We start from the raw sequence: 23,986 nt of genomic DNA on the forward strand, positions 1-23,986 counted from the left end.
ACGGTAGCTCGAATCGGCAGCAGACCGATCGAGCGCGCCGGAGCGAAGCGGGCGGCCAGGGTCGCCCTTGCAAAAGGGGAGGACGGGATGAAGAAGTTTCGCATGGGGCGTGGCGTTCGGGCCGGGCTGATGACCGGTGTCGCGGTTGCCGGGATGATCGGGTTCGCCGGAATCGCGCAGGCGCAGGCGACGGTCGGTGCCGATCCGGTCGGGACCGACGCACCGATCACCAGCAGCGACGATGCACAGGCCGAGGGTGAGATCGTCGTCAGCGGCTATCGCTCGTCGATCGATCGCAACCTGCGCGACAAGCGCAATTCGGCTGCGGTGGTCGAGGTCATCACCGCCGAGGACATCAGCAAGTTCCCGGACCGCAACGTCGCCGACGCCTTGCAGCGTGTGCCCGGCGTGGTCATCACCCGCGACGGCGGCGAAGGGCGCACGGTCAGCGTGCGCGGGCTTCAGCCCGACCTGACGCTCACGCTGCTCAACGGCAATTATATCGCAACGTCGGAGACGAACAGCGAGGCGACCCGCTCGTTCAACTTCCTGCTGATGCCCTCCAACCTGCTGGGCAAGGCAGAGCTGTTCAAGTCCTCCGAGGCGCGCATCGACGAAGGCGGCATCGGCGGCACGGTAATCCTGCACACCCGCCGTCCGCTCGACCTGCCGGCATGGTCGGGCTTCCTGACCGCCGAGGGTACCTATGCCGACACGACCAAGGGCGTCGACCCGCAACTGTCGGGCCAGCTGTCGTGGAAGAACAAGGACGAGACGTTCGGCGTGCTGGTCAGCGCGACGTGGCAGAAGCGCCAGACGCGCACAATGAGCGCCACGACCGAGGACTGGCTGTGGTACGATCAGAACCCGTCGCGCAGCGGCGTCGACGTCAATGGCACGCCCTTTTCCCCGCAGCCGAGCGAATGGTGGGGGCAGTCGGGCTTCAACGACCAGAATGGCCGGCTCTATTCGGGCTTCTTCATGCCGACCGCCGTCAATTTCGGCATCCGTGACGAAAATCGCGAACGGCTGGGCATCCAGGCGACGGCACAATGGCGGCCGACCGACGGGCTGACGCTGACCGCGAACTATTTCCGGTTCAACCTGACCGGCGATTACGTCAACAATTCGCTGAAGATCCCCGAGTGGAACATCGCCCGCTATAATGGCGACGGCAACTGGGCGGGCGGGCGTCTGCTCGACAAGCTGACCTTCGACCCGAGCGGGACCATCGTGACCGGCGCGCAGTTCAGCCTGGTCAACGGCAAGAAATATTATTGCAGCGAGGCCGAGGCGGCGGCCGGTGGCCAGCGGCCCGGCGGCTGGGGTCCCGACGACTGCACCGTGCCCACCCCGCAGCTGACCGGCGGCTACAGCCGCGAGGAAGCGCTGTCGCAGACCGCCGATTTCGAGGCCGAATATAAGAGCGACAATTTCGTCGGGGTCGTGAAGCTCGGCCGGACCTGGTCGGAAGGCGGGCCGTCGATCAACTTCCGCATGTCGGCCAAGCCGCGCGTGGCGGTGAACGGTGCCTATCAGCCCGGCAACCGCTTCAGCGCATGGGACCTGACCGGCACGCCGACCATGACCTTCTCGCCCGACCTGCAGGATCGCATTCTGGGCGGCCTTGCCGAGATCGACGTGGGATCGACGGATTCGTCGTGGATCAACACCCGCATCTCGCAATATTACGGTCAGGCCGACGGCACCTGGCTGGTGTCGAACGGCGCGTTCGACTCCCTGCAGTTCGGCGTGAAATATCGTGACGGTAGCGTGCATCGCAACACCGGCAACACCATCTGGAACTGCCCGGGCACGACCACCCGCTATCAGCAGTGCGATACGACGGCCAGCACCGCGCGGCCGGAGTTCTTCCTGTCGAACCCGATCACCAACATTCCCGGTGGTTTCGCGGCGAACGTGTTCCCCGGCATCAACTTCACCAATTATCTGAGCTATCTCGACGATCGCTATGGCGGATCGGTGCGGTTCGAGGAGCCGGACTTCATCTACAATGTGGGTGAGAAAATCTGGTCGGGCTACCTGCAGGCCAATGTGAAGAGCGACCGCCTGCGCGGTAACTGGGGCGTGCGGGTCGTCCATACCAAGCAGCGCGCGGAATCGACCGATGCGGTCGAACGCTTCCTCGACTATTTCGCCGATGGTCCCGATGGCCGTCCGCTCGCCTGTACCCCGGGGGCTGCGAACCAGATTTGCGAAAGCGGCTTCGTCCGGGCCGAGGTGCGGCAGAAGACGTTCGAGCTGAACACGCTGGAAAAGACCTATACCGACGTCCTGCCCAGCCTGAACGTCGCGTTCGACGTGACCCCGAACCTCGTCGCGCGCGGCGCGGTGGCGAAGGTGATCGCGCGGCCGGCCTTCACCAATCTCGCCTTCCCCGGCGCGCTGAACTTCGTGTCGGAGGAATATAGCAGCGACCGCGTGGCCGGCGGCGGCACCAGCCAGCCCGGCTGGACCGGCAGCGGGTCGAACAAGGACCTCGAGGCGTTCCAGGCATGGCAGTACGACATCGGCCTCGAATGGTATTATCATCGCGGGTCGGTGATCGGCGTCGGCCTGTTCCGCAAGGACGTGAAGAACTTCGTCGTGCCGGTGTCGCAGGATCAGGCGGTCACGATCGGCGGAGAGACGGTCAACGTCCGCAACTTCTCGACCCAGGCCAATGGGCGTGACGGCGTGTCGCAGGGTATCGAATTCTATGCCCAGCATACGTTCGACTTCGGTGTGGGCTATCAGGCCAACCTGACCTTCAACGATACGAACCTTGCCGCCGTGGTGCTGAACGGGCGGGAGGTCGCCCGCTCTCCGCTGGTCGGCAGCGCGGAGAATCAGGCGAACTTCACGCTGTTCTATGAAAACGACACGTTCCTGGCCCGTGCATCGTACAACCGCCGGGGCGAGGTGGTGAACGGGACGCACAACCAGCTGACCATCTATACCGAACCCTATGAACAGGTGGATTTGAACGTCGCGTACAACCTGACGCCGCAGCTGGTGCTGTCGGCATCGGTGCTGAACCTGACCAAATCGGAACTGCGCCAGCATCTGGGCGACGATACCAAGGCCCGGTTCTGGACCAACGGCTATTCGGGACGCATCCTGTTCGCCGGCGCGACCTTCAAATTCTGAACGGTCCGGTCCCGTGTGCCCCCTCGCGCACGGGACCGAATTCGCCGATAGGACGCGCGCCACGACCTTCGCCCGACGCGCGTAACGGAGCCTGATCCGCATGACCGACAACCGCATCCGTTCGATCGTCGTGCTGGGTGGCGGCAGTGCGGGCTGGATGGCGGCGGCGGCGCTCGCCACCTATCTCGGCCGCGGCGTGGCGGTGCAGCTGGTCGAATCCGAAGAGGTCGGCATCGTCGGGGTGGGGGAATCGAGCGTCCCCCATATGAAGACGTTCAACAGCGAGACGCTGGGCATCGACGAACGCGAGTTCGTGATGCGCACCAACGCCACGTTCAAGCTCGGCATCCGCTTCACCGACTGGGGCCGGGTCGGCGACAGCTACATCCACGGTTTCGGCACGATCGGACAGGGGCTGGGGCCGCTGCCGTTCCACCAGCTGTGGCTCCGCCGGTTCCTTGCCGGCAAGGCCGCGCCGCTGGGTGACTATTCGCTGCAGACGGTAGCGGCGCCCGCCGGCCGGTTTCAATGGGACGGCCCGCCGGGCACGCCGCTGTCCGACATCGCCTATGCCTATCATCTCGACGCCGTCCTCTATGCCCGGTTCCTGCGCGAACTGGCCGAGCGGCGCGGCGTGGAGCGGATCGAGGGCAAGGTCGTCGAGGTGCATCAGCAGGGCGAGACAGGTCATGTCACCGCCCTGACCCTCGCCGATGGCCGGCGGGTCGAGGGGGAGTTCTTCATCGACTGTTCGGGCTTTCGCGGGCTGCTGATCGAACAGACGCTGAAGACCGGCTATCTCGACTGGCGGCACTGGCTGCCGTGCGACCGGGCGTTCGCGGTGCCGTCCGAATCGGTCGGTCCGGCCATGCCCTATACCGAAGCGGCGGCGCGCCCGTCCGGCTGGCAATGGCGTATCCCGTTGCAGCATCGGGTCGGCAACGGCCATGTCTATTCCAGCGCCTATGAGAGCGACGAGCAGGCGATTGCGACCCTGCTCGGCACGGTACAGGGGCAGGCACTGGACGTGCCGCGCCAGCTGCGCTTCACCGCGGGGCGGCGGGTCAAGGCGTGGAACGGCAATGTCGTGGCGCTGGGCCTTGCCGCCGGGTTCCTCGAACCGCTGGAATCGACCGGCATCTATCTGGCGCAGGCGGGTATCCGCCGGTTGCTGGGCCTGTTTCCAGGTCGCGATTTCGACCCGGCGCTGGCCGACCGGTTCAACCGCGAGACCGCGTTCGAATATGAGCGGACCCGCGATTTCCTGGTGCTGCATTACAAGGCGACGACGCGCGACGACACGCCGTTCTGGCGCTATTGCCGCACCATGGACGTACCCGATCCCCTGCGCGAGGCGATGGAGCTGTTTCGCGCCGATGGCCGCTATTTCCGCAACGGCGAGGATTTCTTCGCACTGCCCAGCTGGGTACAGGTGATGGTGGGGCAGGGGATCCTGCCCGCCGATTACCACCCGATCGTCGATGCGATGCCGGAGGGGCATCTCGACCAGTATCTGGCACGCGTGCGGGGCGACATTGCCGCCGCCGTCGCCACGATGCCGCCGCACCACCAGTTCATCGACCGCCATTGCAAGGCGATGGCCGCCTGATGTGTTACCCGATCCGCTTATCCATGGAGATTGCCCGATGCCGACCGACCGCCGCACGTTGATGACGCAGGGCGCGCTGCTGGGCGCGGGACTGGCGATGGGCGGCGTTGCCCCGCTGGCGATGGCGCAGGGCAAGGCGACCGCCTTCCCCAGCAAGCGCCCCGCACCGGCCGACCGCCGCTTCGTCAGCAAGGCCGTCGAGCAGGAGATCGCCCGCGTCAGCCGGATGATCGCCGATCCCGAACTCGCCTGGCTGTTCGCCAATGCCTATCCCAACACGCTCGACACCACGGTGCGGATGGGGATGGTTGACGGCAAGGCTGACAGCTTCGTCATTACCGGCGACATACCCTGCCTGTGGCTGCGCGATTCGGCGGCGCAGGTGAAGTCCTACCTCCATCTCGCCCCCAAGGACGCGAAGCTACGCGAGCTGTTCCGCGGGCTGATCGCGCGCCACGCCCGCTCGGTCCTGATCGATCCCTATGCCAATGCCTTCATGGAGGACCCGACGGCGAAGACCTCGCTCGAATGGGCGAAGGTCGACGAGACCGAGATGAAGCCGGGTGTCGCGGAACGGAAGTGGGAGATCGATTCGCTCTGCTACGTCATGCGGTTGAGCCATGGCTATTGGACGACGACCCGTGATGCTGCGCCGTTCGATGCGACCTGGGCGGAGGCGATGCGCGCGATCGTACGCACCTTCCGCGAGCAGCAGCGCAAGGAAGGGCCGGGACCCTATAAATTCCAGCGCGCGAGCCGCCAGCCGACCGAGACGCTGCTCGCCGGCTATGGCGCACCGACGCGCAAGAATGGCATGATCCATTCGGGTTTCCGCCCGTCCGACGACGCCTGCCAATATCCGCTGTTCGTGCCGGCCAATATGTTCGCGATCACGACGTTGCGCGAAATGGCGCAGGTCGCGAACGAAGCCCGTAAGGACAGCGCGCTCGCCAACGATGCCACCGCGCTCGCCGACGAAGTCGCCGCCGCCGTGGCGCAGCACGGGACGATGCGTCTGCCCGATGGCAGCGACGTGTGGGCCTATGAGGTCGACGGCTATGGCAATGCCATCTTCATGGACGATGCGAACGTGCCCTCGTTGTCCAGCCTCGCGTGGCTCGGCTGCGTGTCGCCTACCGACGCCCGGTGGCGGCGCACCGCGGCGGCGGCATGGAGCGAGGCGAACCCGTGGTTCTTCAGGGGCAAGGCAGGTGAGGGGATCGGCGGTCCGCATCAGGGCATGGACTATATCTGGCCGATGTCGCTGATCGTGCGCGGCCTGACCGCGACCGACGACGCCACGATCCTGAAGTGCCTGGCGACACTGAAGCGCACCCATGCCGGTACCGGTTTCATGCATGAGGCGTTCGAAAAGGACGATCCGGCGAAGTTCACCCGCGACTGGTTCGCCTGGGCCAACGGCCTGTTCGGCGAGTTCATCCTGCATCTGGCGGCCGCCCGGCCCCAGCTGTTGAAGGCACCGCTGGACCGCATCGTCGTCTAAGCGGGGTTGTACCCGCCGCCGAAAGCAATATGTACCAGTCGTTATGGAAAAGACCATTGCGACTGCTGCCAAGGGCCGCCCCAGGGAATTCTGCACCGCGCAAGCGCTGGCGGCGGCGCTCGGCGTCTTTTGGTCGAAAGGCTATGAAGGCGCCTCGATGGCGGACCTGACCGAGGCGATGGGCATTACCAAGCCCAGCCTGTACGCGGCGTTCGGCAACAAGGAGGCGCTGTTCCACAAGGCGCTCGACCTCTATGAGGCCGAGAAGCTGGAATATATGCGGCAGGCGTTGCAGCAGCCGACGGCGCGCGGCGTCGCCGAACACATCCTGCGCGGCGCGATCGATGCGCAGACCAGCAACTGCGATCCCAAAGGGTGCCTGGGCGTCATCAGCATGACCGCGTGCGGCGCAGAGGCGGCATCGATCAAGGCCGATGTGATGCAGCGCCGGGCATCGTCCCATGCGGCACTGGTCGAGCGGTTCGAACAGGCCAAGCGCGACGGCGACCTGCCCGACCATGTCGATATCGCGGGCCTGACCGGCTATCTGTTCGCGATGCTGCAGGGAATGGCGGTGCAGGCCGGATCGGGCGCGACCCGCGCCGATCTGGAGCGGGTGGTCGCGACCGGGCTGATGATGTGGCCGGGGCGATAGTATAAATTACCGATCGGTACAAAAGTCGTTGACGACTCGTTTCGGCATTAATATACCAGTCAGTATAGAAGGGGTGGCCAAGGGGGTTGCTCCCGGCCTTCGCAAGGATGCCGCCATGCCCGAACCCGCTTTCCGCCCGCCGCGTCCGTAACCGGCGGCGCGCAACCACAAGCTAATCATTACCGGCAGACCGATATCCGCCCGGCGATCGCGCACGGGCGAGCGTCGATCCGCGTCATCCAATCAAGCGGCACGGCCCCGAACAGGGTTTGGCGGCGGCACCATCGTGTCCGCCGACGGTCGGGCGCGGCTGTAAAACAGGGAGGAATTCCATGGCCTATCTTCACTTTTCGAGCGATCCGATCCTGTCGCCGTTCATCGGCGCGGACGTCGTCGCACCCGATGCGACGCCCAAGCAGGCCGCGGCGACCGGGCTGACCGCACTGGAATGGTCGGTCGTCGCGCTGGCGCAGGGCGACCGGATGTCGTCGCTGCGCGAACCGTCGCCGCTGTCGATCGCGCTGGGCAAGGTATTCGGGCGGGGCGGGCGGTCGCCGACCCTCGCCGATCCCCGGCTGGAGGCGCTGCGCCGCATGGCGGTACACGCCTGGCATCGCGGCTTCGCGGTCCCGACGCACGAACTGACCGCGTTCCTGCGGGCGGGCTTCACGATCGAACAATATGAAACGATGCAGGCGAGCATCGGCGCAGCCCGTCCGACGCGACCGGAGCGTCATTGATCCGAAGGGGTTACAGGGCGGCCCGCAGCTGATAGGGTTGCGGCGATGCGTCACCTGCTGCCCTTTCTTGCCTGCCTGATGCTGGTCCTGACCGGCTGGGCGAGCATGGCTCATGCGGCCGAGGCAGCGGGCGGCAGCATCGCCGGGATCGAGTTCGGTATTCATACGCGGGGCGATGCCGACGAAGTGGTGGGCGACGATGACAACGCCCTGCCGCATCATCACGCAACCTGTCACGGCCATGATGTCGGCACGCCCGCGACCAATGTCGGGGGTATGGTGTCAGGCACCGACCTGCGACTCCGCATCGACCGGCGCGCCGACGACCGTGCGGGTATCCTCGCCCGCGTCCTGCCGCGCCCGCCACGCGCCTGATCCTGTCCGCCCGCCGGTGATCCCGGCACTCGGAACCAGGTCAGGAACCCCATTCCATGAAGATGATTTTTGCAGCCTGCGTGGCTGCGGCGTCCTGTGCCGGTGTGGCGCAGGCGCAAAGCGGGGCACCGGCGTCCACGCCCGTGCTTTCGCTCGAACAGGCGGTCGTCGCGGCGGGTGGTGCCGCGCCGGCGGCGGACGCTGCCGGCGCGGCGATCGAAGCGGCGCAGGCCGCCCGTACCGTTGCGGGCCTCCGCCCCAATCCCGTCGCACAGGGACAGATCGAGAATGTCGTCGGCACCGGGCCGTATAGCGGGCTGAACAGCGCGGAGACGACGCTCGGCGTCGCCATCCCCATCGAACTGGGCGGCAAGCGCAGCGCGCGGCTGGCGGTCGCACAGGCGCAGCTGTCGCGGGCGGAAGTGCAGGCGGCGGTCGTCGCGGCGGATATCCGGTTGCAGGTGACGCAACTCTATGTCGCCGCCGTCGCTGCCGAACGGCGGCTGGCGACCGCGCGCGATCAGGCGCGCATCGCCGCCGATGTGCTGCGCGCGGCGACGGTGCGGGTGCAGGCGGGGCGGGCATCGCCGCTGGAGGAGCAGCGGGCACAGGTCGCCCGTCTGACCGCCGATGCGACGGTCGAACGCTTCATGCGGCTGGCAGAGGCCTCGCGCGCCAATCTCGCCCGGCGGATCGCGATGCCGACGATCGGCGCGCTCGATATGGCGATGCTCGACCGGCTGCCGCCTGTCGATGGTACGGCAGCGGAAGCGCCGACAGCGATGCTGGCGCTGGCGGCGGCCGATGCCGATCTCGCGATTGCCGAGGGCGGCGTGCGATTGGCGCGAGCGAACCGCGTGCCCGACCTCAATATCGGGCCGGCGCTGCGCCGGCTGGAGGCGACGCGCGACATGGCGGCGGTGTTCAGCGTGTCGATCCCCATCCCGCTGTTCGACAATGGCCGCGCCGCCGTGGCGCGGGCGCAGGCTGAGCGGTTGCAGGCTGATGCCCAGCGGCGGATGACCGCGCTCGACCTCGAACAGGCGATCACCGATGCGCAGGCCGACCTGGCCAATGCCGATACGGCGGCGCGGACGACCGTTCCCGCCCTGGCTGCCGCGCAGGAGGCGGCGCGGATCGCGCGGATCGGCTATCGCGAGGGGAAGTTCGGGCAGATCGACCTGCTCGATGCCGAACGCACGCTGGCGGACACGCGGCTGGCCGCGATCGACGCGCTGGCCGACTATCACACTGCACGGGCACGACTGGCGCGGCTGACCGCCCCGGTGCCTGCACCCATGACGGGGGAAATTCGATGATGCGGAACGTTCATTGGGCGGGCGCAGGCGCGCTCGCGCTGCTGCTGACCGCGTGCGGTGGCAGCGATGGCGGCAACGGGGCGGAGGCCGGTGAGGCGGGCCATGCCGAGGGCGGGCATACCGAGGGCGGGCATGGCGCAGAGGATATGGTGACGCTGACGCCGGACCAGATCCGCGCCGCCGGGGTCCAGCTGGCTCGACCGATCGTGGGCGGGGCCGGGACGATCGAGCTTCCCGCGACGATTGCGGGCGATCCGCAGGGGACGCAGGTCGTGTCGGCGGCGATCGCCGGCCGGGTCGTCGCGCTCCATCGCAATCTCGGCCAGTCGGTCGGGCGCGGGCAGGTGCTGGCGGTCGTCGAAAGCCGCGAGGCGGCGCAGATCAAGGGCGAGGTCGAGGCGGCGCGCGCCCGGCTGCACCTCGCCAACACCAATCTCGCGCGTGAACAGCGGCTGTTCGCGCAGCGCGTCTCGCCCGAACAGGATCTGGTCGCGGCGCGGACCGCCGCGACCGAGGCGCGGATCGCGCTGGCCCAGGCGCAGAGTCAGGTGTCGGCGGCGGGGGTGAGCGGCGGCGGCCTCAACCGGCTGGGCATCGTCGCTCCGATCGGCGGGCAGGTGATCGCCCGGCCGGTGATGCTGGGGCAGACGGTGGCGGCGGATGCCGAACTCTACCGCATCGCCAATCTCGGTCGGGTCGCGCTGTCGCTGAACCTCCAGCCCGCCGATGCCGGCCGGGTTGCGCCGGGCGGGGGCGTTACGGTGACGGCGGCCGGGCGACAGGCGACGGCGCGGATCGACTTCGTGTCGCCGGTCCTCGATCCAGAGACGCGGCTGGTCCCGGTGCTGGCGACGCTCGACAATCGCGGCGGCCTCTGGCGCGTGGGGGAGAGCGTCACGGCGGCGGTGCAGCTGGCCGGCGGCGGCGGGGCGGCATCGGTCCGCGTGCCGACGACCGCGGTCCAGACGAACGACGGCAAATCGGTCGTGTTCGTGCGGACGCCAAAGGGGTTCCGGGTAACGCCGGTCACGCTGGGCGACGCATCGGGCGACACCGTGATCGTTCGCTCCGGCCTGACCGGCACCGAACAGATCGCCACCACCGGCAGCTTCACGCTCAAGGCCGAACTCGGCAAGGGCGAAGCGACGCATGAGGATTGAGCCATGATCGCCCGTATCGTCTCCTGGGCGGTCGCGCAGCGCTGGCTCGTCCTGCTGCTCACCGCCATCGCCGCCACTATCGGCGCCTATTCGCTCTATCAGCTGCCGATCGATGCGGTGCCCGACATCACCAACAATCAGGTGCAGATCAACGTCCGCGCGCCCGCGCTGTCGCCCGAACTGGTCGAGAAACAGGTCTCGTTCCCGATCGAAACCGCGCTCGCGGGCGTGCCGGGCCTCGAATATACCCGCTCGCTCAGCCGCAACGGTTTCGCGCAGATCACCGCCGTCTTCACCGATGCGACCGACATCTACTTCGCGCGCCAGCAGGTCGGCGAACGGTTGCAGGGCGTACGCGAAAACCTGCCCGCCGGGGTTAACCCCGAAATGGGACCGATCGCGACCGGCTTGGGCGAGGTGTATATGTACACCGTCCATCTCGAACATCGCGCCGACGACCGGCACAAGCCGGGCGAGCCGGGGCAGCAGCCCGACGGCAGCTATATCACGCCCGAGGGCGAGCGGCTGACCAGCGAGGAGGACAAGGCGACCTATCTGCGGACAGCACAGGACTGGATCGTCGCCCCGCTGCTGAAGAATACGCCGGGACTGGCCGGGATCGATTCGATCGGCGGCTATGTGAAGCAGTTCCTGGTGGTGCCCGACGTCGCCAAGCTTGCGGCGCTGCGCCTGACGCTGACCGATCTCGCCACCGCGCTGGAGCGCAACAACACCAGTGTCGGCGGCGGGTTCGTGAACCGCAATGGCGAGGGGCTGGCCGTGCGGTCCGACGCGCTGATCCGCAATGCGGCGGAACTGGGACGGACGGTGATCGCGACCCGCGAAGGGGTGCCGATCACGCTGGACCAGGTCGCGACCGTTCGCACCGGACAGGCGATCCGCATGGGATCGGCATCGGAGAACGGGACCGAGGTCGTGGTCGGCACGGCGGTCATGCGCGTCGGCGAGAACAGCCGTACCGTGGCAAGCGACGTCGAACGACGGCTGGGCGAGATCAACGCGTCGCTGCCGCCCGACGTCATCATCCAGCCGGTGCTGAACCGCACCGACCTGGTCAATTCGACGATCCGCACGGTGGCGCAGAACCTGACCGAAGGCGCGTTGCTGGTCATCGCCGTGCTGTTCCTGCTGCTCGGCAACATCCGGGCGGCGCTGATCGCGGCGCTGGTCATTCCGATCACGATGATGCTGACCGGGTTCGGCATGTTGCGCGCCGGGGTTTCGGCGAATCTGATGAGTCTGGGCGCGCTGGATTTCGGGCTGATCGTCGACGGCGCGGTCATCATCGTCGAGAACGCCCTGCGCCGCATCGCCGAATATCAGCATCGCGAGGGGCGGTTGCTGACCGTGCAGGAGCGGCTGGCGACGGTCACCGCCGCCACGCAGGAGATGGCGCGGCCATCGGTCTATGGACAGGCGATCATCATCCTCGTCTATGTGCCGCTGCTGACCCTGACCGGCGTCGAGGGCAAGACGTTCGTGCCGATGGCGTTGACGGTCATCATCGCGCTCGCCTTCGCCTTCGTCCTGTCGTTGACCTTCGTCCCCGCGCTGATCGCGATCTGGCTGTCGAACCGGGTCGAGGAAAAGGACGGGCTGATCGTCGCATGGCTGAAGCGCCGCTATGCCCCCGGCCTCGACCGGGCGATGCGGCGGCCGACGCTGACCATCGGCGCGGGCGTGGCCAGCTTCGGCGTCGCGGCGCTGGCATTCGCCTCGCTGGGCTCGGTGTTTCTGCCGCAGCTGGACGAGGGTGACCTGTTGATCCAGGCGCTGCGCATCCCGGCGACCTCGGTCCAGCAGAGCCAGGCGATGCAGGTCCCGATCGAACGGATGATGTCGCGGCAAGGGGAGGTGAAGTTCGTCTTTTCCAAGACGGGCACGGCGGAACTGGCATCGGACCCGATGCCGCCCAACGCGACCGACATGTTCGTCATCCTGAAGCCACGCGCCGACTGGCCGGACCCCGCATTGTCCAAGGAAGCGCTGGTGGAGCGGATCGAGGGGCAGCTCGCTACCATCCCCGGCAATGCCTATGAGATCACGCAGCCGATCCAGATGCGCTTCAACGAACTGATCGCGGGCGTGCGCGGCGATATCGCGGTGAAGGTGTTCGGCGACGACTTCGCGGCGATGAACCGCACGGCGGAGCAGATCGCCGGGGTCCTGCGCCGCACGTCGGGTGCGGTCGATGTGAAGGTGGAGCAGACGACCGGCTTGCCGATGCTGGACATTCGCGTCGATCGCGACGCGATGGCGCGGCTGGGCATCACCGCGCAGGATGTGCAGGACACGATTACCGCCACGATCGGCGGGCGCGAGGCGGGGATGATCTTCGAAGGGGATCGCCGCTTCCCGGTCGTCATCCGCCTGTCGGACGACCAGCGCGCGGACATGGGCGTGCTGCGGCAGGTGCAGGTCCCGGTGGCGGGCGGCGGCTATGTGCCGCTCGCCAGCGTGGCCGAAATCCGCGTGACCGACGGTCCGAACCAGATCAGCCGCGAGAACGGCAAGCGTCGCGTCGTCGTCCAGGCCAATGTGCGCGGCCGCGATGTCGGCTCGGTCGTGGCGGAGGCGCAGGCGGCGATCGCCCGCGACATCCGGCTGCCGGCGGGCACCTATCTGGAATGGGGCGGGCAGTTCGAAAATCTGGCTTCGGCCAGTGCGCGGTTGCAACTGGTGATCCCGGTCTGTTTCGTGCTGATCCTGCTGCTGCTCTACGGTGCATTGGGTGCGGTCCGCGATGCGGCGATCGTCTTTACCGGCGTGCCGTTCGCACTGGTGGGCGGCGTGCTGCTGCTGTTCGTGCGCGGCATGGACTTTTCGGTGTCGGCGGCGGTCGGGTTCATCGCCCTGTCGGGGATCGCCGTGCTGAACGGGCTGGTGATGGTCAGTTCGATCCAGGCGCTGGTCCGCAGCGGCATGGACCGGGCGGAGGCGGCGCGGATCGGCGCGATGCAGCGCCTGCGCCCGGTGGTGATGACGGCGCTGGTCGCCAGCCTCGGCTTCGTGCCTATGGCGTTCTCGCAAGGGGCGGGGGCGGAGGTGCAGAAGCCGCTTGCCACGGTGGTGATCGGCGGGCTGATCTCCGCGACGCTGCTGACGCTGTTCGTTCTGCCGACGCTGTATGCGCGGTTCGGGCAGCGCGCGGTGGCGGGGAAAGGGGAGTTGCCGCAGCTGGCCTGAAACGAGGTCCGGCCCGAACATGGGTTCGGGCCGGGCGGGCGTCGGACGCTTATATCAACCGATCGTCACCCCAGCGAAGGCTGGGGTCTCCCCCTACAAGGGCGGGACCAGAGCCGCTTTAGGCCCCAGCCTTCGCTGGGGCGACGGTTTGGTCGCGATGGAAGAGGTCGCGGGACCGGCGCTGCCCGCCCCCTCCGTGACAATTGGGGGGCGGGGATGGGTCGGCTACGGGCGGGCGTACATGCCGTTGCGGTCATTGAAGGCCATCCGCCTCTCGTCACGGCGGGGAGTTCGCCATCGTTACCCCTCAACCCGCCTCAGAACTCGGCGACCTTGCCCCAGGACGAGCTGCGGAAGCGGCTCGGGTGATAGGGTTTGGGATCGACGATCGGTGCGGCGCCGCTGACGATATCGGCGATCAGATGGCCCGCGCCGGGTCCGATGCCGAAGCCGTGACCGCTGAACCCCGCCGCCAACACCAGGCCGGGAACTTCTTCCGTCTCGCCGATGCCGGGCACGCCGTCGGGCGTGCTGTCGACATAGCCGGCCCATGCCCCGGTCACGGCGCGTTCGGCCAGGCGCGGCATCAGCTCCAGCGCGCGGGCATGGGTGCGCTTGACGGTCGCGGGGTCGGGTGTGGGATCGAGGATGCGCATCGCCTCCATCGGCGTCGGCTGGTCGAGCTTCCAGCGACCGACCTGTTCGTGGCCCGAGCGCACGCCCTCCAGCCCGCCGGGCGACAGCTTGCGCCAGCGCCGCAGGAACATCGGCAGGAACTGGGTCGAGAAACGCAGGAATTGCGGGGTCGGATCGACCTTGCCGCTACCGCTGATCGACAGGGTATAGCCGCCATCGCCGCGCCGGGTCATCGAGATATAGTCGCTGTGCATCGCAGCCGGGAAGATATCCTCGCCCGGTGCCACCGCCATCACCGTCTGACGGATCGTCGCCTGTGGAAAGCGGATGCCATATTGGTAGCAGAAGGACGATGCCCACGCCCCGGCCGACAGTACCGCGATCCGCGTGCGGATCGTGCCCTGTTCGGTGACGACCGCCGACAGGCGACCGCCCTCCGTCTCCAGCCCGCGTACCGCGCAATTCTGATGCACCGTGCCCCCCAGAGCCATGATCGCGCGCGAGGCGGCAGGAGCGGCGCGCGACGGATCGGCGGTGCCGTCGGTGGGAGAAAAGACGCCGCCCTTCCACGCCTTGTTGCTGAACCGGCCGCGTTCGCTGGCCTCGGCTGCGGAGAGCATATGGGTGGTGACGCCGGCCGTCTGCGCGAAGTCGCGCCACCGGGCCCAGCCTTCGATCTCCGCCTCGTTATCGCTCAGATAGAGCAGGCCGCAGCGGCTGAAACCCGTCGCTTCCCCCGTGTCGGCGGCGAATTGCTCCCACAGGTCGAGCGCCTTGGTCGCCATCGGCAATTCGCGCGCGTCGCGGTTCTGCTGCCGGCACCAGCCCCAGTTGCGGCTGGACTGTTCCGCGCCGACGCGGCCTTTTTCGATCAGCGCCACCTTCAACCCGCGTTTCGCCAGATAATAAGCGGTGAAGCTGCCGACGATGCCGCCGCCGATCACGACGACATCGGCACTTTCGGGCAGGGCGGGGCTAGAATCGACAAGGGTAAGCGGTGCGGGCATTCCGGGGCTCCAGCGGGTCCGGGTTGACAGGCGTGGGGTGGGCAGGCCGGCTCAGAAATATTTGAGCCAGCCAATGTCCTTGCGGCGCTTCTTCAGGTTCGAGAACCAGCGCGTCGGGAAATAGAGCGGCACGATCATCGCGATCCACATCAGCCAGATCCACTGGATCGAGGGGAAGCCGAACACCGTGTCGTGATTGATGCCCCAGATCGCGACGGCGGCGAGATACATCACGCGCAGGACGTAGAGGTGGAACAGGTAGAAGAACATCGGCGCGCCACCGAATATCGCCAGCCAGCCGATCGCCCGGCTGTCCTGCACACGGTCGAACCATGCCAGCAGCAGCAGGCCGACGCCAAGCGTCGCCAGCACGAACAGCAGCGAGGGCGGATATTTGGTGAGCGCGAGGAAGCTCATGACGGTGCGGATCGGCGATCCGGGGACGACGAACCACGGCGTGTCGCCATAGACGTTGATCGCGCGCAGGACGACGAAGCCGATCAGCATCGCCGCACCGGCCTGTAGCAGCCGCCGCTGGCGCGTGGCGGGATCGCCACCGGCGAACCACGGGCCGATCGCCCAGCCAAGACAGATCACGCCGATCCACGGCAGCAGCGGATAGCTGAAGCGCACCGGGAAGCCGCCGAAGCTGACCGTGCCGCGATCGTGCAGGAACGCCCAGAGGGTGTGGAACGGCGCACCTTCGGGAATGTCGATCGGGCTGAGCAGGTTATGCCCGGCGACGATGGCGACGCCGATCGCCAGGATCGCGGCATGGGGCAGGCGGATCAGTGCCGACAGCACGATCATGCTCAGCCCGATCGCCCAGATGACCTGCAGATACAGGATCGTCGGCGGGAATTCGGCGCGCCACACGAAGTTGACGACGGTCAGTTCGAGCAGGACGAGCAGCGCGCCACGCTTGAACAGGAACGCGCTGGTTTCCGCCCGGCTGTGCTTCTGCCCGTAAAGATAGGCGCCAAGCCCGGTCAGCGCGACGAATACCGGCGCACAGACCGTGCTGGTCAGCCGGCTGAAGAACGACGACGGATCGACCGTCAGCGCGTCCACCGGGTCGCCGATCGGCACCCATAGCAGGAACGCTTCGCGAATATGGTCGAGCAGCATCAGCACCATCACGAAGCCGCGCAACGCGTCGATGCTGACCAGCCGGGCGGCGGCGCGCGGGACCGCGCCGGCTGCCCCTGGCGGGGATGCGGTGCGATCCGGTTGGAAGCCCGCCGTCGTAATGCTCGCCATGATGATGGACTCCGCCGGATAAGAAGGAAATCAGTCGCGTGTCAGGTGCGCGACGGCGTCGATTTCGACCAGATAGCCATAATGCAGCTCGGGCACCGGCACGACCGTCCGCGCCGGCCGGGCATCGCCCAGCCGGGCGGCATAGACGGTGTTGAAGCGCGGCCAGTTGTCCACGCCGACGATATAGGCGGTAACCCGCGCCAGCCGGTCGGGCGTGCCGCCCGCCGCCGTCAGGATCGCCAGCATATTGTCGATCGCCTGTGCCGCCTGCGCCTCGAACGCCATGTCGTCGAGCGGCGCGCCATCGGCGCGGATCGGTAACTGGCCGGAGATGTAGAGCTGGTCGCCCGCGCGTACGGCCTGCGAATAATGCCCGGCGGGGAGCGGCGCGTCGTGGGTCAGCACGGGGTCGATGCGGGTGTCGGTCATTACCATCCTCCGAAACGCTGCCACGTCGCGGCGACCTGCGGCTCCTTGCCGTGGACGACGTGATAGGCGGGATGCTGCGCGCCGGTCGAACAGGCATGGTTGGGCAGGACGCGGACCCGGTCGCCGATCGCGAGCGGGGGCAGGGTGCCGCCCGAACCCGGCCGCACGGTGATGATGCCGTGTTCCTGATTGGCATCGGCCAGGATCAGGTCGGGATAGGGCGTGCCGTCCAGCGTGCAGACGACGCCATAGCCCTGGTCGACCGGTTGCTTGGCCGTCCCGCGATCGCGCGACATCGCCATCCAGCCGGCGTCGATCAGGATCCAGCCCTTTTCCCGCTGGAACCCGATGACCGTGCCCAGCACCGACAGCGCGATATCATCGATCGCGCAGACGCCGATGCCGTGCATCACCAGATCGAAGAATACGAACACGCCGGCACGCACTTCGGTCACGCCGGTCAGGTCGGTCGCGAAATGCGCGGTCGGGGTCGATCCGACACTGACGACCGGACAGGCATGGCCATCGGCGCGCAGCACCTCGGCGACGTCGACCACGCTCTTGCGCTCGATCTCGGCATAATGGCGCAGTTCTTCCGGGGTCCGCGCGGCATAGCTGCCACCGGCATGGGTCAGCACGCCGCGCAGTTCGCCGCCCTTCGCCAGCGCCCGGCCGATCGCCAGCAGTTGGGCGGTGTCGCCCGGTAGGACGCCCGACCGATGGCCGTCGCAATCGATCTCGATCAGCGCGGGGATCGCGGTGCCCGCTTCGCGCGAGGCCGCCGCGACCGCTTCCGCCTGTTCGACGGTATCGAGGATCACCGCCAGGTCGACGCCGCGGGCGCGCAGTGCCAGCACGCGGGGCAGCTTGTCGGGCGCGATGCCGACCGCATAGATCATGTCGCGCACGCCAGCATCGGCGAACTGTTCGGCCTCGCGCAGCGTCGAGACGGTCGCCGGCCCCGCCGGGCTTTCCATCAGTCGCGCCGCGACCTCGACCGACTTGCCCGTCTTCAGATGCGGGCGCAGCGTCACGCCCATCGGCGCCAGATGCGCCTTCAGCCGGGCGATGTTGCGATCCATCCGGTCGGCGTCGAGGACGAGGCACGGGGTCTCGACCGTGGCCAGCGTCTCCGTCGCGGGGGCCGTCACCGGGGCGGTGAGCGTGTCGGCATATGTCATCTTGGTCTCCATGCCGGGGTCAGGCCAGGATCGCCTTGGTTTCGAGATATTCCTCGAACCCGTGGACGCCATATTCCCGGCCATTGCCCGATTGCTTGTATCCGCCGAACGGCGCGTGCGCGGTCCATGCGGGGTAGTTGATATGCACCTGTCCCGACCGGATGCGCCGGGCGACGGCCCTTGCGCGGGCCGGATCGCCCGACTGCACATGCGCGCCAAGTCCATAGACGGTGTCGTTGGCGATCGATACCGCCTCTTCCTCATCTGCATAGGGCATGATGCAGAGGACAGGGCCGAAAATCTCCTCGCGTGCGATACGCATGTCGCGGGTCACGCCGGAAAAGACGGTCGGGCGGACATAGAAACCGCGGTTCAGCCCGGCGGGACGGCCGGGGCCACCCGCGATCAGCCGTGCGCCGTCCGACAGCCCCGCCGCGATCATGTCCTGGACGCGGGCGTGCTGCGCGGCATTGGCGATCGGACCCATCGTCGTCGCCTCGTCCATAGGCGAGCCGACGCACCAATCGTCGGCGGCGGCCGCCGCCAGTGCCTCGACCTCCGCCAGACGGTCGTCAGGGACCAGCATCCGAGTGGGGGCGCTGCACGACTGGCCGACATTGCGCATCCCGGCCATGACGCCGCGCGTGACGGCCAGCGCGAAATCGGCATCGGGCAGCAGGATGTTGGGTGACTTGCCGCCCAGTTCCTGCACCACGCGCTTCACGCTGACCGCCGCCGCCTGTGCCACCAGCACGCCGGCGCGGGTCGATCCGGTGATCGAGATCATCGCGACATCGGGATGCGCCGCCAGCGCCGCGCCGACGACTTCGCCGGTTCCGCCGACGAGGTTGAAGACACCCGCCGGCGTACCGGCGTCATGCATCACCTGTGCGAACAGCAGCGCGCTATAGGGCGACAATTCGCTGGGCTTCAGCACGACCGGGCAACCGGCGGCGATAGCCGGCGCGACCTTCGCGGTGATCTGATAGAGCGGCCAGTTCCACGGGGTGATGAGCGCACAGACGCCGATTGCCTCCTTGTGCAAGGTGAACCCGGCGTCCGGCCGTTCGAAGCGGTAGTCGGCCAGCACCTCCATTTGCGCCCGGACATGGGCGATGGCGAAGGGCACCTGCGACGCGCGGGCGAAGCCGATCGCCGCGCCCATTTCGGTCGCGATCGCCTGAGCGAAGGCTTCGGCGCGTTCCTCCAGCAGCGCGACGATCCGGCCGAGCAGCGCGATCCGGTCGGCGACCGGGCTGACGGCAAAGGTTGGGAAGGCGCGGGCGGCGGCGGCAACCGCGCGGTCGACATCGGCGGCAGACCCTGCCGCGATAGTGCCGATCTCGCTCTCGGTCGCCGGGTCGATCACGGTGATGGCGGGAGACGACGCCACCGGCAGGCACCAGTCGCCATCGATGTAGAAATATCCCGCCTTGTCGTTCGTCATATCCACCCGTCCCGGTACCGATGCGTCATCGGCTCTTGCGCCATTCTAGCGACGGCATGTCGGCAGACGCTTCCGAAAACGGGGTCGTAAACGGCATTCCCGGAGCGATGCGGCGGTCGCGGCAAGCGATTTCACCCGCTCTGGGGCCGACAACACCGTTTCGGGGCGCGAAACGGGCGGCATATTATGCTGCAACGACGCAAAGGTCGCGCGCCGCGCCCCATCGGCACCGGCGCAACGAGCAATTCTGCCGCCGGTCGGGGGCTATCACCATGTCCGGCAATATCACTACAGCAAGGGGGCCGATCGTGCTTCGTCCAAAGTACATCACGTTCGATTGTTATGGCACGCTGATCTATTTCGAGATGGCGCCGGTCGCGCGCCGCCTCTACGCCGACCGTATCGCGGCCGAGGACATGGACCGGTTCTGCGACGATTTCTCCGCCTATCGCCTCGACGAGGTGCTCGGCGCATGGAAACCTTATCGCGACGTGGTCGAGGGATCGCTGCGCCGGACCTGCGCCAAATGGGGCATCGAGTATCGCGACAGCGACACCGCCGACGTCTATGCCGCCGTGCCGACCTGGGGGCCGCACCCAGACGTGGTCGAACCGCTCAAGCGCGTCGCGGCGGAATATCCGCTGGTGATCCTGTCCAATTCGATGGTCGACCTGATCCCGCACAGCGTCCGCAACCTCGAAGCGCCGTTCCACGCCGCCTATACCGCCGAGGAGGCACAGGCCTACAAGCCGCGGATGCAGGCGTTCGAATATATGTTCGACCAGCTCGGCTGCGGGCCGGAGGACGTGCTGCACGTCTCGTCCAGCTTCCGCTACGACCTGATGACCGCCTATGACATGGGCATCAAGAACAAGGCGTTCGTCAATCGCGGGCACGAACCGCTCAACAGCTATTATCAGGTGCATGATATCCCGAGCATCGCGGGTCTGCCGGGGCTGGTGGGGCTGTGAACGTGGCAAGCGACGTGCGGTCGTTCATCGACCTGCGAGATTTTGCCGCATCGGCGAAGGTGCCGGCGGCCGGCGACTATCGCACCGCGCGCACGGCATTGCCGCTGGCCGAGGGGCCGTGCAGCGTCGACCTGCTCGCGCTCGACGGCGGGGTCGGGTCGGACGGTGGCCTGCCGGGCGACGAGTTCGTCATCGTCCTGGCGGGGTCGCTGCAACTGGGTGAGGTCACGCTGGCGGCGGATGCGTGCGCGGTGATCCCGCGCGGCGTCGCGTTCGACTGGCAGGCCGCACCCGGCACCCGCGCGCTGGCGATGCGCTATGTCATCGACACGCCCGCCGCCGACCGGATCGTGCCGATCGACGAGAGCGCCGAACTCACCCCCTCCAATCCGCCGCTTGCCGAGCTGCTGGTCGGGCCGACGCCGGCGTGCCGCAACCATACCGACTATCTGTCGAGCGACGGGGTATTCATCTGCGGGACGTGGGATTCGACGCCCTATCACCGCACCGCGATGCGCTATCGCCATCATGAACTGATGCATCTGCTCGACGGCAGCGTGACGTTTGAGGACGAGGCGGGGGCCAGCCGCACGTTCCGCAAGGGCGACATCTTCCTGCTCGAACATGCCGCGCAATGTTCGTGGGACAGCCAGGAACATGTGAAGAAGGTCTATGCGATCTGGCGGCCGGCAGTCGCCTGATCCCGTCGCCTGATCCGGTGAAGGGGCGATACCGGCAGCGGTATCGCCCCTTTGTCGTTCAAGGGATCGCCAGCAGGTCGAGCGACCGATGGCAGAAGATCTGCCGGTCATCCTCCAGCAGGCGCGGTGGCATCGATTCGCGGCAGACGGGCTGCGCATGGATGCAGCGCGGGTGGAAGCTGCAACCGGTCGCCGACATCCGCGCGCCGGTCGCCCCGGCTTCGCGCGCGGGCGTCTCCTCCAGCCAGCCCGGCCGCAGTTCGGGGACCGACGCGGTCAGCAGCCGGGTATAAGGATGGTGCGCGCCGTGGCGCAGGCCGTCGCGCGTCACCTCTTCGGCGACGCGCCCGGCATAGAGGACCAGCACATCGTCGGCGATCGCGCGCACGATCTCCAGGTCGTGGGTGATGAACATATAGGCGAGACCGAGTTCGCGGCGCAGCTCGATCAGCAGGTCGAGCACCGCCTCCGCCACCACCGGGTCGAGCGCCGAGGTCACCTCGTCGCACAGCAGCAGGTCGGGCCGCGCCGCCAATGCGCGGGCGAGGTTGGCGCGCTGCTTCTGTCCGCCCGACAATTCGCCGGGCAGCCGGTCGGCCAGCGCCGCGGGCAGGCGGACGAGGTCGAGCAGGCGGGTCACCTCCGCTCGCGCCGAGCGCCGGTCCATGCCGTGGTAGAAGGCGAGGGGGCGGGCGATGGCGGCACCGATGCTGACCGACGGATTGAGTGCGGTATCGGCGCTCTGAAACACCATCTGCACCCGGCGCAGTTCGTCGCGCGACCGGTGGCGGACCAGCGGGGCCAGCGGATTGCCGTTCAGCAGGATACGCCCGGACGACGGCGCGTGCAGCCCGGCAGCGACGCGCGCCAGCGTACTCTTGCCGCAGCCGGATTCACCGATCACGCCCAGCACCTGCCCCCGGCGGATCGAAACGTCGATCCCGTCGAGGATTCGCGTACGGGGGCCGCCGTCCGGCCCGATCCCGCCATAGCCCGCAACGATGCCCCACATGTCGAGCAGCGGCGCATCGTCGCCGGGCGGAGCGATGGCGGGCGAACGCGGTGCGGCGGCGGCGACCAGCGCCCGCGCATAGGGATGCTTCGGCGTGAACAGGATTTGCGGCGTCGTGCCCAGTTCCTGCACCTCGCCACCGCGTAGCACCGCGATCCGGTCGGCGATCTGCGCGACGACCGACAGGTCGTGCGTGACGTAGACGGCCGTGGTACCCAGATCGCGCACCGCGTCCTTGAACGCCTTCAGCACCTCGATCTGGGTCGTCACGTCCAATGCGGTGGTCGGTTCGTCGAAGATCACCAGCGCCGGATCGGTGATGAGCGCCATCGCCGCCATCAATCGCTGGAGCTGCCCGCCCGACACCTGATGCGGATAGCGCGCGCCGACCCCCTCGGGATCGGGCAGAGCGAGGCGGCGGAACAGCGCCTTCGCCTTTTCCTCCGCAGCGACACGGTCGAGCGTGCCGTGGATCAGCGCCGGTTCGATGACCTGCGCCATGATCGTCAGCGACGGATTGAACGCAGCGGCGGCGCTTTGCGCGACATAGGCGACGGTCCGACCGCGCACCTGACGCAGCTGCTCGGGCGTAGCGCCGTCGAGCCGCTGGCCCGCGACCTCGATCGTGCCGCCCGTGATCCGGCATCCCGGCCGGGCATAGCCGAGCAGCGCCAGCGCGATCGTCGTCTTGCCCGACCCGGACTCGCCGATCAGGGCCAGCACCTCGCCCTTGGCGACCGACAGGCTGACGTCGGGCACGATGACGATCTCGCGCCCGTCCTCGCCAGTGGCGGTGATGCGCAGATGCTCGATACGGGCAAGCGGTGCGCCGGTCATCGCCGCCGCCGTCCGGGAAGGGAGTCGATCACCAGATTCATTCCGATCGTGAGGGAAGCGATCGCCACCGCCGGGAACAGCACTGCCGGCGCACCGAAACCGAGGCCGGCGATATTCTCGCGGACCAGCGCGCCCAGATCGGCATCCGGCGGCTGGACGCCCAGACCCAGGAACGACAGGCCGCTGAGCAGCAGGACGACGAAGACGAAGCGGAGGCCGAAATCGGCGGCCAGCGGCCCGGTAACGTTGGGCAGCACCTCGCGCACCACGACATAGGGCAGGCGCTCGCCACGCGCGCGGGCGGCGGCGACGAAATCCAGCGCCATCACCCCCATCGCCAGCGCGCGGGCGGTACGGAACGCGCCGGGCGTATAGATCACCGCCAGCGTCCCGATCAGCACCGGGATCGACGCGCCGGTCGCCGCGATCACCACCAGCGCCAGCATCAGGCTGGGGATCGCGATCACAATATCGAACGTGCGCGACAGGGCGATGTCGACCCACCCGCCGGCCGCTGCGGCGAGGCCCAGCAGGATGCCCGACACCGCCGCAATGCTCGTCGCGACGAAGGCGATCAGGACGGTGTAGCGCGCGCCGTACAGCACGCGGCTGAGCATGTCGCGGCCGAGATAGTCGGTGCCGAGCGGGAAGCGGGCACTGACCGGATCGAACACGTCGAGATTGACGACATCGCCGACGCCATGCGGTGCGACGCTGGGGCCGAGCAGCGCGACGACGATCCACGCCACCACCAGCGAAAGGCCGATCCGGCCGCTGAGCGCCATC

18 protein-coding genes are annotated in these 23,986 nt (G+C 67.8%); 11 read left to right on the forward strand and 7 right to left on the reverse strand.

The features are described 5' to 3' along the window. Window positions 1-87 precede the first annotated feature (87 nt). The 9 genes from MF609_RS09930 to MF609_RS09970 all read left to right on the forward strand — a co-directional run bounded on the left by MF609_RS09930 (window position 88) and on the right by MF609_RS09970 (window position 13,719). Window positions 88-3,150 carry a TonB-dependent receptor gene (locus tag MF609_RS09930; protein ID WP_242416159.1) on the forward strand — a complete coding sequence of 1,021 codons (3,063 nt, stop codon included), beginning with the start codon at window positions 88-90 and terminating at the stop codon, window positions 3,148-3,150. Between the two features lie 100 nt (window positions 3,151-3,250). Beyond that, window positions 3,251-4,759: a tryptophan halogenase family protein gene (locus MF609_RS09935; RefSeq protein ID WP_242416160.1), complete on the forward strand. Its 1,509-nt coding sequence runs from the start codon at window positions 3,251-3,253 to the stop codon at window positions 4,757-4,759. Between the two features lie 37 nt (window positions 4,760-4,796). Then, window positions 4,797-6,263 (forward strand): glycoside hydrolase family 125 protein, encoded by a 1,467-nt coding sequence (locus tag MF609_RS09940; RefSeq protein ID WP_419723091.1) that lies wholly within the window; start codon window positions 4,797-4,799, stop codon window positions 6,261-6,263. Between the two features lie 43 nt (window positions 6,264-6,306). After that, window positions 6,307-6,918 (forward strand): TetR/AcrR family transcriptional regulator, encoded by a 612-nt coding sequence (locus tag MF609_RS09945; protein ID WP_242416161.1) that lies wholly within the window; start codon window positions 6,307-6,309, stop codon window positions 6,916-6,918. Window positions 6,919-7,250: 332 nt separating this feature from the next. Next, window positions 7,251-7,658 (forward strand): hypothetical protein, encoded by a 408-nt coding sequence (locus MF609_RS09950; protein WP_242416162.1) that lies wholly within the window; start codon window positions 7,251-7,253, stop codon window positions 7,656-7,658. A 45-nt stretch (window positions 7,659-7,703) separates the two neighbouring features. Continuing rightward, window positions 7,704-8,033: a hypothetical protein gene (locus MF609_RS09955; protein WP_242416163.1), complete on the forward strand. Its 330-nt coding sequence runs from the start codon at window positions 7,704-7,706 to the stop codon at window positions 8,031-8,033. A 56-nt stretch (window positions 8,034-8,089) separates the two neighbouring features. After that, window positions 8,090-9,352, forward strand: coding sequence for a TolC family protein (locus MF609_RS09960; protein ID WP_242416164.1), 1,263 nt, complete (start codon window positions 8,090-8,092; stop codon window positions 9,350-9,352). Further along, window positions 9,349-10,512, forward strand: a complete 1,164-nt coding sequence (locus MF609_RS09965) for an efflux RND transporter periplasmic adaptor subunit (protein ID WP_473829127.1) — start codon at window positions 9,349-9,351, stop codon at window positions 10,510-10,512. The genes MF609_RS09960 and MF609_RS09965 overlap by 4 nt, the downstream gene beginning before the upstream one ends. Window positions 10,513-10,515: 3 nt before the next feature. Then, a complete protein-coding gene (locus MF609_RS09970) occupies window positions 10,516-13,719 on the forward strand; it encodes an efflux RND transporter permease subunit (protein WP_242416165.1) in 3,204 nt (1,067 codons plus the stop codon). Window positions 13,720-14,036: 317 nt separating this feature from the next. On the opposite strand, the gene MF609_RS09975 is transcribed toward MF609_RS09970, so the two are convergent. From MF609_RS09975 to MF609_RS09995, 5 genes are read right to left on the reverse strand one after another with little or no spacing between them, the layout of a single operon-like run. Continuing rightward, the gene (locus MF609_RS09975; protein ID WP_242416166.1) at window positions 14,037-15,362 is read right to left on the reverse strand and encodes an NAD(P)/FAD-dependent oxidoreductase; all 1,326 of its coding nucleotides are present in this window, start codon (window positions 15,360-15,362) and stop codon (window positions 14,037-14,039) included. A gap of 51 nt (window positions 15,363-15,413) precedes the next feature. Then, a complete protein-coding gene (locus MF609_RS09980) occupies window positions 15,414-16,622 on the reverse strand; it encodes an acetyltransferase domain-containing protein (protein WP_242416167.1) in 1,209 nt (402 codons plus the stop codon). Window positions 16,623-16,652: 30 nt separating this feature from the next. Further along, window positions 16,653-17,051, reverse strand: coding sequence for a RidA family protein (locus MF609_RS09985; RefSeq protein ID WP_242416168.1), 399 nt, complete (start codon window positions 17,049-17,051; stop codon window positions 16,653-16,655). Then, the gene (locus MF609_RS09990; protein ID WP_242416169.1) at window positions 17,051-18,232 is read right to left on the reverse strand and encodes a DSD1 family PLP-dependent enzyme; all 1,182 of its coding nucleotides are present in this window, start codon (window positions 18,230-18,232) and stop codon (window positions 17,051-17,053) included. The genes MF609_RS09985 and MF609_RS09990 overlap by 1 nt, the downstream gene beginning before the upstream one ends. 19 nt (window positions 18,233-18,251) lie before the next feature. Continuing rightward, the gene (locus tag MF609_RS09995) at window positions 18,252-19,679 is read right to left on the reverse strand and encodes an aldehyde dehydrogenase family protein (RefSeq protein WP_242416170.1); all 1,428 of its coding nucleotides are present in this window, start codon (window positions 19,677-19,679) and stop codon (window positions 18,252-18,254) included. 308 nt (window positions 19,680-19,987) lie between these two features. Here MF609_RS09995 and MF609_RS10000 point away from each other — a divergent pair, with 308 nt between their 5' ends. Together MF609_RS10000 and MF609_RS10005 are read left to right on the forward strand one after the other, a co-directional pair. After that, on the forward strand, window positions 19,988-20,650 hold the full coding sequence (locus MF609_RS10000; RefSeq protein WP_242416171.1) for a haloacid dehalogenase type II: 663 nt from the start codon (window positions 19,988-19,990) through the stop codon (window positions 20,648-20,650). Window positions 20,651-20,652: 2 nt separating this feature from the next. Then, a complete protein-coding gene (locus tag MF609_RS10005) occupies window positions 20,653-21,351 on the forward strand; it encodes a cupin domain-containing protein (protein ID WP_242416172.1) in 699 nt (232 codons plus the stop codon). Between the two features lie 58 nt (window positions 21,352-21,409). Here the strand turns inward: MF609_RS10005 and MF609_RS10010 are convergent, their stop codons facing one another. After that, window positions 21,410-23,200 carry an ABC transporter ATP-binding protein gene (locus MF609_RS10010; RefSeq protein ID WP_242416173.1) on the reverse strand — a complete coding sequence of 597 codons (1,791 nt, stop codon included), beginning with the start codon at window positions 23,198-23,200 and terminating at the stop codon, window positions 21,410-21,412. Further along, window positions 23,197-23,985, reverse strand: coding sequence for an ABC transporter permease (locus MF609_RS10015; RefSeq protein ID WP_242416317.1), 789 nt, complete (start codon window positions 23,983-23,985; stop codon window positions 23,197-23,199). Before MF609_RS10015 ends, MF609_RS10010 begins: the two co-directional genes overlap by 4 nt. Window position 23,986: the final 1 nt, after the last annotated feature.

The sequence above is a fragment of the Sphingomonas panni genome, assembly GCF_022664435.1.
Lineage (GTDB): Bacteria > Pseudomonadota > Alphaproteobacteria > Sphingomonadales > Sphingomonadaceae > Sphingomonas > Sphingomonas panni.

Coding starts and splice junctions, on each gene's coding strand:
- MF609_RS09960 (WP_242416164.1), top strand. CDS start 8,090: ATGAAGATGATTTTTGCAGCCTGCGTGGCTGCGGCGTCCTGTGCCGGT.
- MF609_RS10010 (WP_242416173.1), bottom strand. CDS start 23,200: ATGACCGGCGCACCGCTTGCCCGTATCGAGCATCTGCGCATCACCGCC.
- MF609_RS09935 (WP_242416160.1), top strand. CDS start 3,251: ATGACCGACAACCGCATCCGTTCGATCGTCGTGCTGGGTGGCGGCAGT.
- MF609_RS09945 (WP_242416161.1), top strand. CDS start 6,307: ATGGAAAAGACCATTGCGACTGCTGCCAAGGGCCGCCCCAGGGAATTC.
- MF609_RS09985 (WP_242416168.1), bottom strand. CDS start 17,051: ATGACCGACACCCGCATCGACCCCGTGCTGACCCACGACGCGCCGCTC.
- MF609_RS09940 (WP_419723091.1), top strand. CDS start 4,797: ATGCCGACCGACCGCCGCACGTTGATGACGCAGGGCGCGCTGCTGGGC.
- MF609_RS10015 (WP_242416317.1), bottom strand. CDS start 23,985: ATGGCGCTCAGCGGCCGGATCGGCCTTTCGCTGGTGGTGGCGTGGATC.
- MF609_RS09990 (WP_242416169.1), bottom strand. CDS start 18,232: ATGACATATGCCGACACGCTCACCGCCCCGGTGACGGCCCCCGCGACG.
- MF609_RS09930 (WP_242416159.1), top strand. CDS start 88: ATGAAGAAGTTTCGCATGGGGCGTGGCGTTCGGGCCGGGCTGATGACC.
- MF609_RS09970 (WP_242416165.1), top strand. CDS start 10,516: ATGATCGCCCGTATCGTCTCCTGGGCGGTCGCGCAGCGCTGGCTCGTC.
- MF609_RS09950 (WP_242416162.1), top strand. CDS start 7,251: ATGGCCTATCTTCACTTTTCGAGCGATCCGATCCTGTCGCCGTTCATC.
- MF609_RS09955 (WP_242416163.1), top strand. CDS start 7,704: ATGCGTCACCTGCTGCCCTTTCTTGCCTGCCTGATGCTGGTCCTGACC.
- MF609_RS09995 (WP_242416170.1), bottom strand. CDS start 19,679: ATGACGAACGACAAGGCGGGATATTTCTACATCGATGGCGACTGGTGC.
- MF609_RS09975 (WP_242416166.1), bottom strand. CDS start 15,362: ATGCCCGCACCGCTTACCCTTGTCGATTCTAGCCCCGCCCTGCCCGAA.
- MF609_RS09980 (WP_242416167.1), bottom strand. CDS start 16,622: ATGGCGAGCATTACGACGGCGGGCTTCCAACCGGATCGCACCGCATCC.
- MF609_RS09965 (WP_473829127.1), top strand. CDS start 9,349: ATGATGCGGAACGTTCATTGGGCGGGCGCAGGCGCGCTCGCGCTGCTG.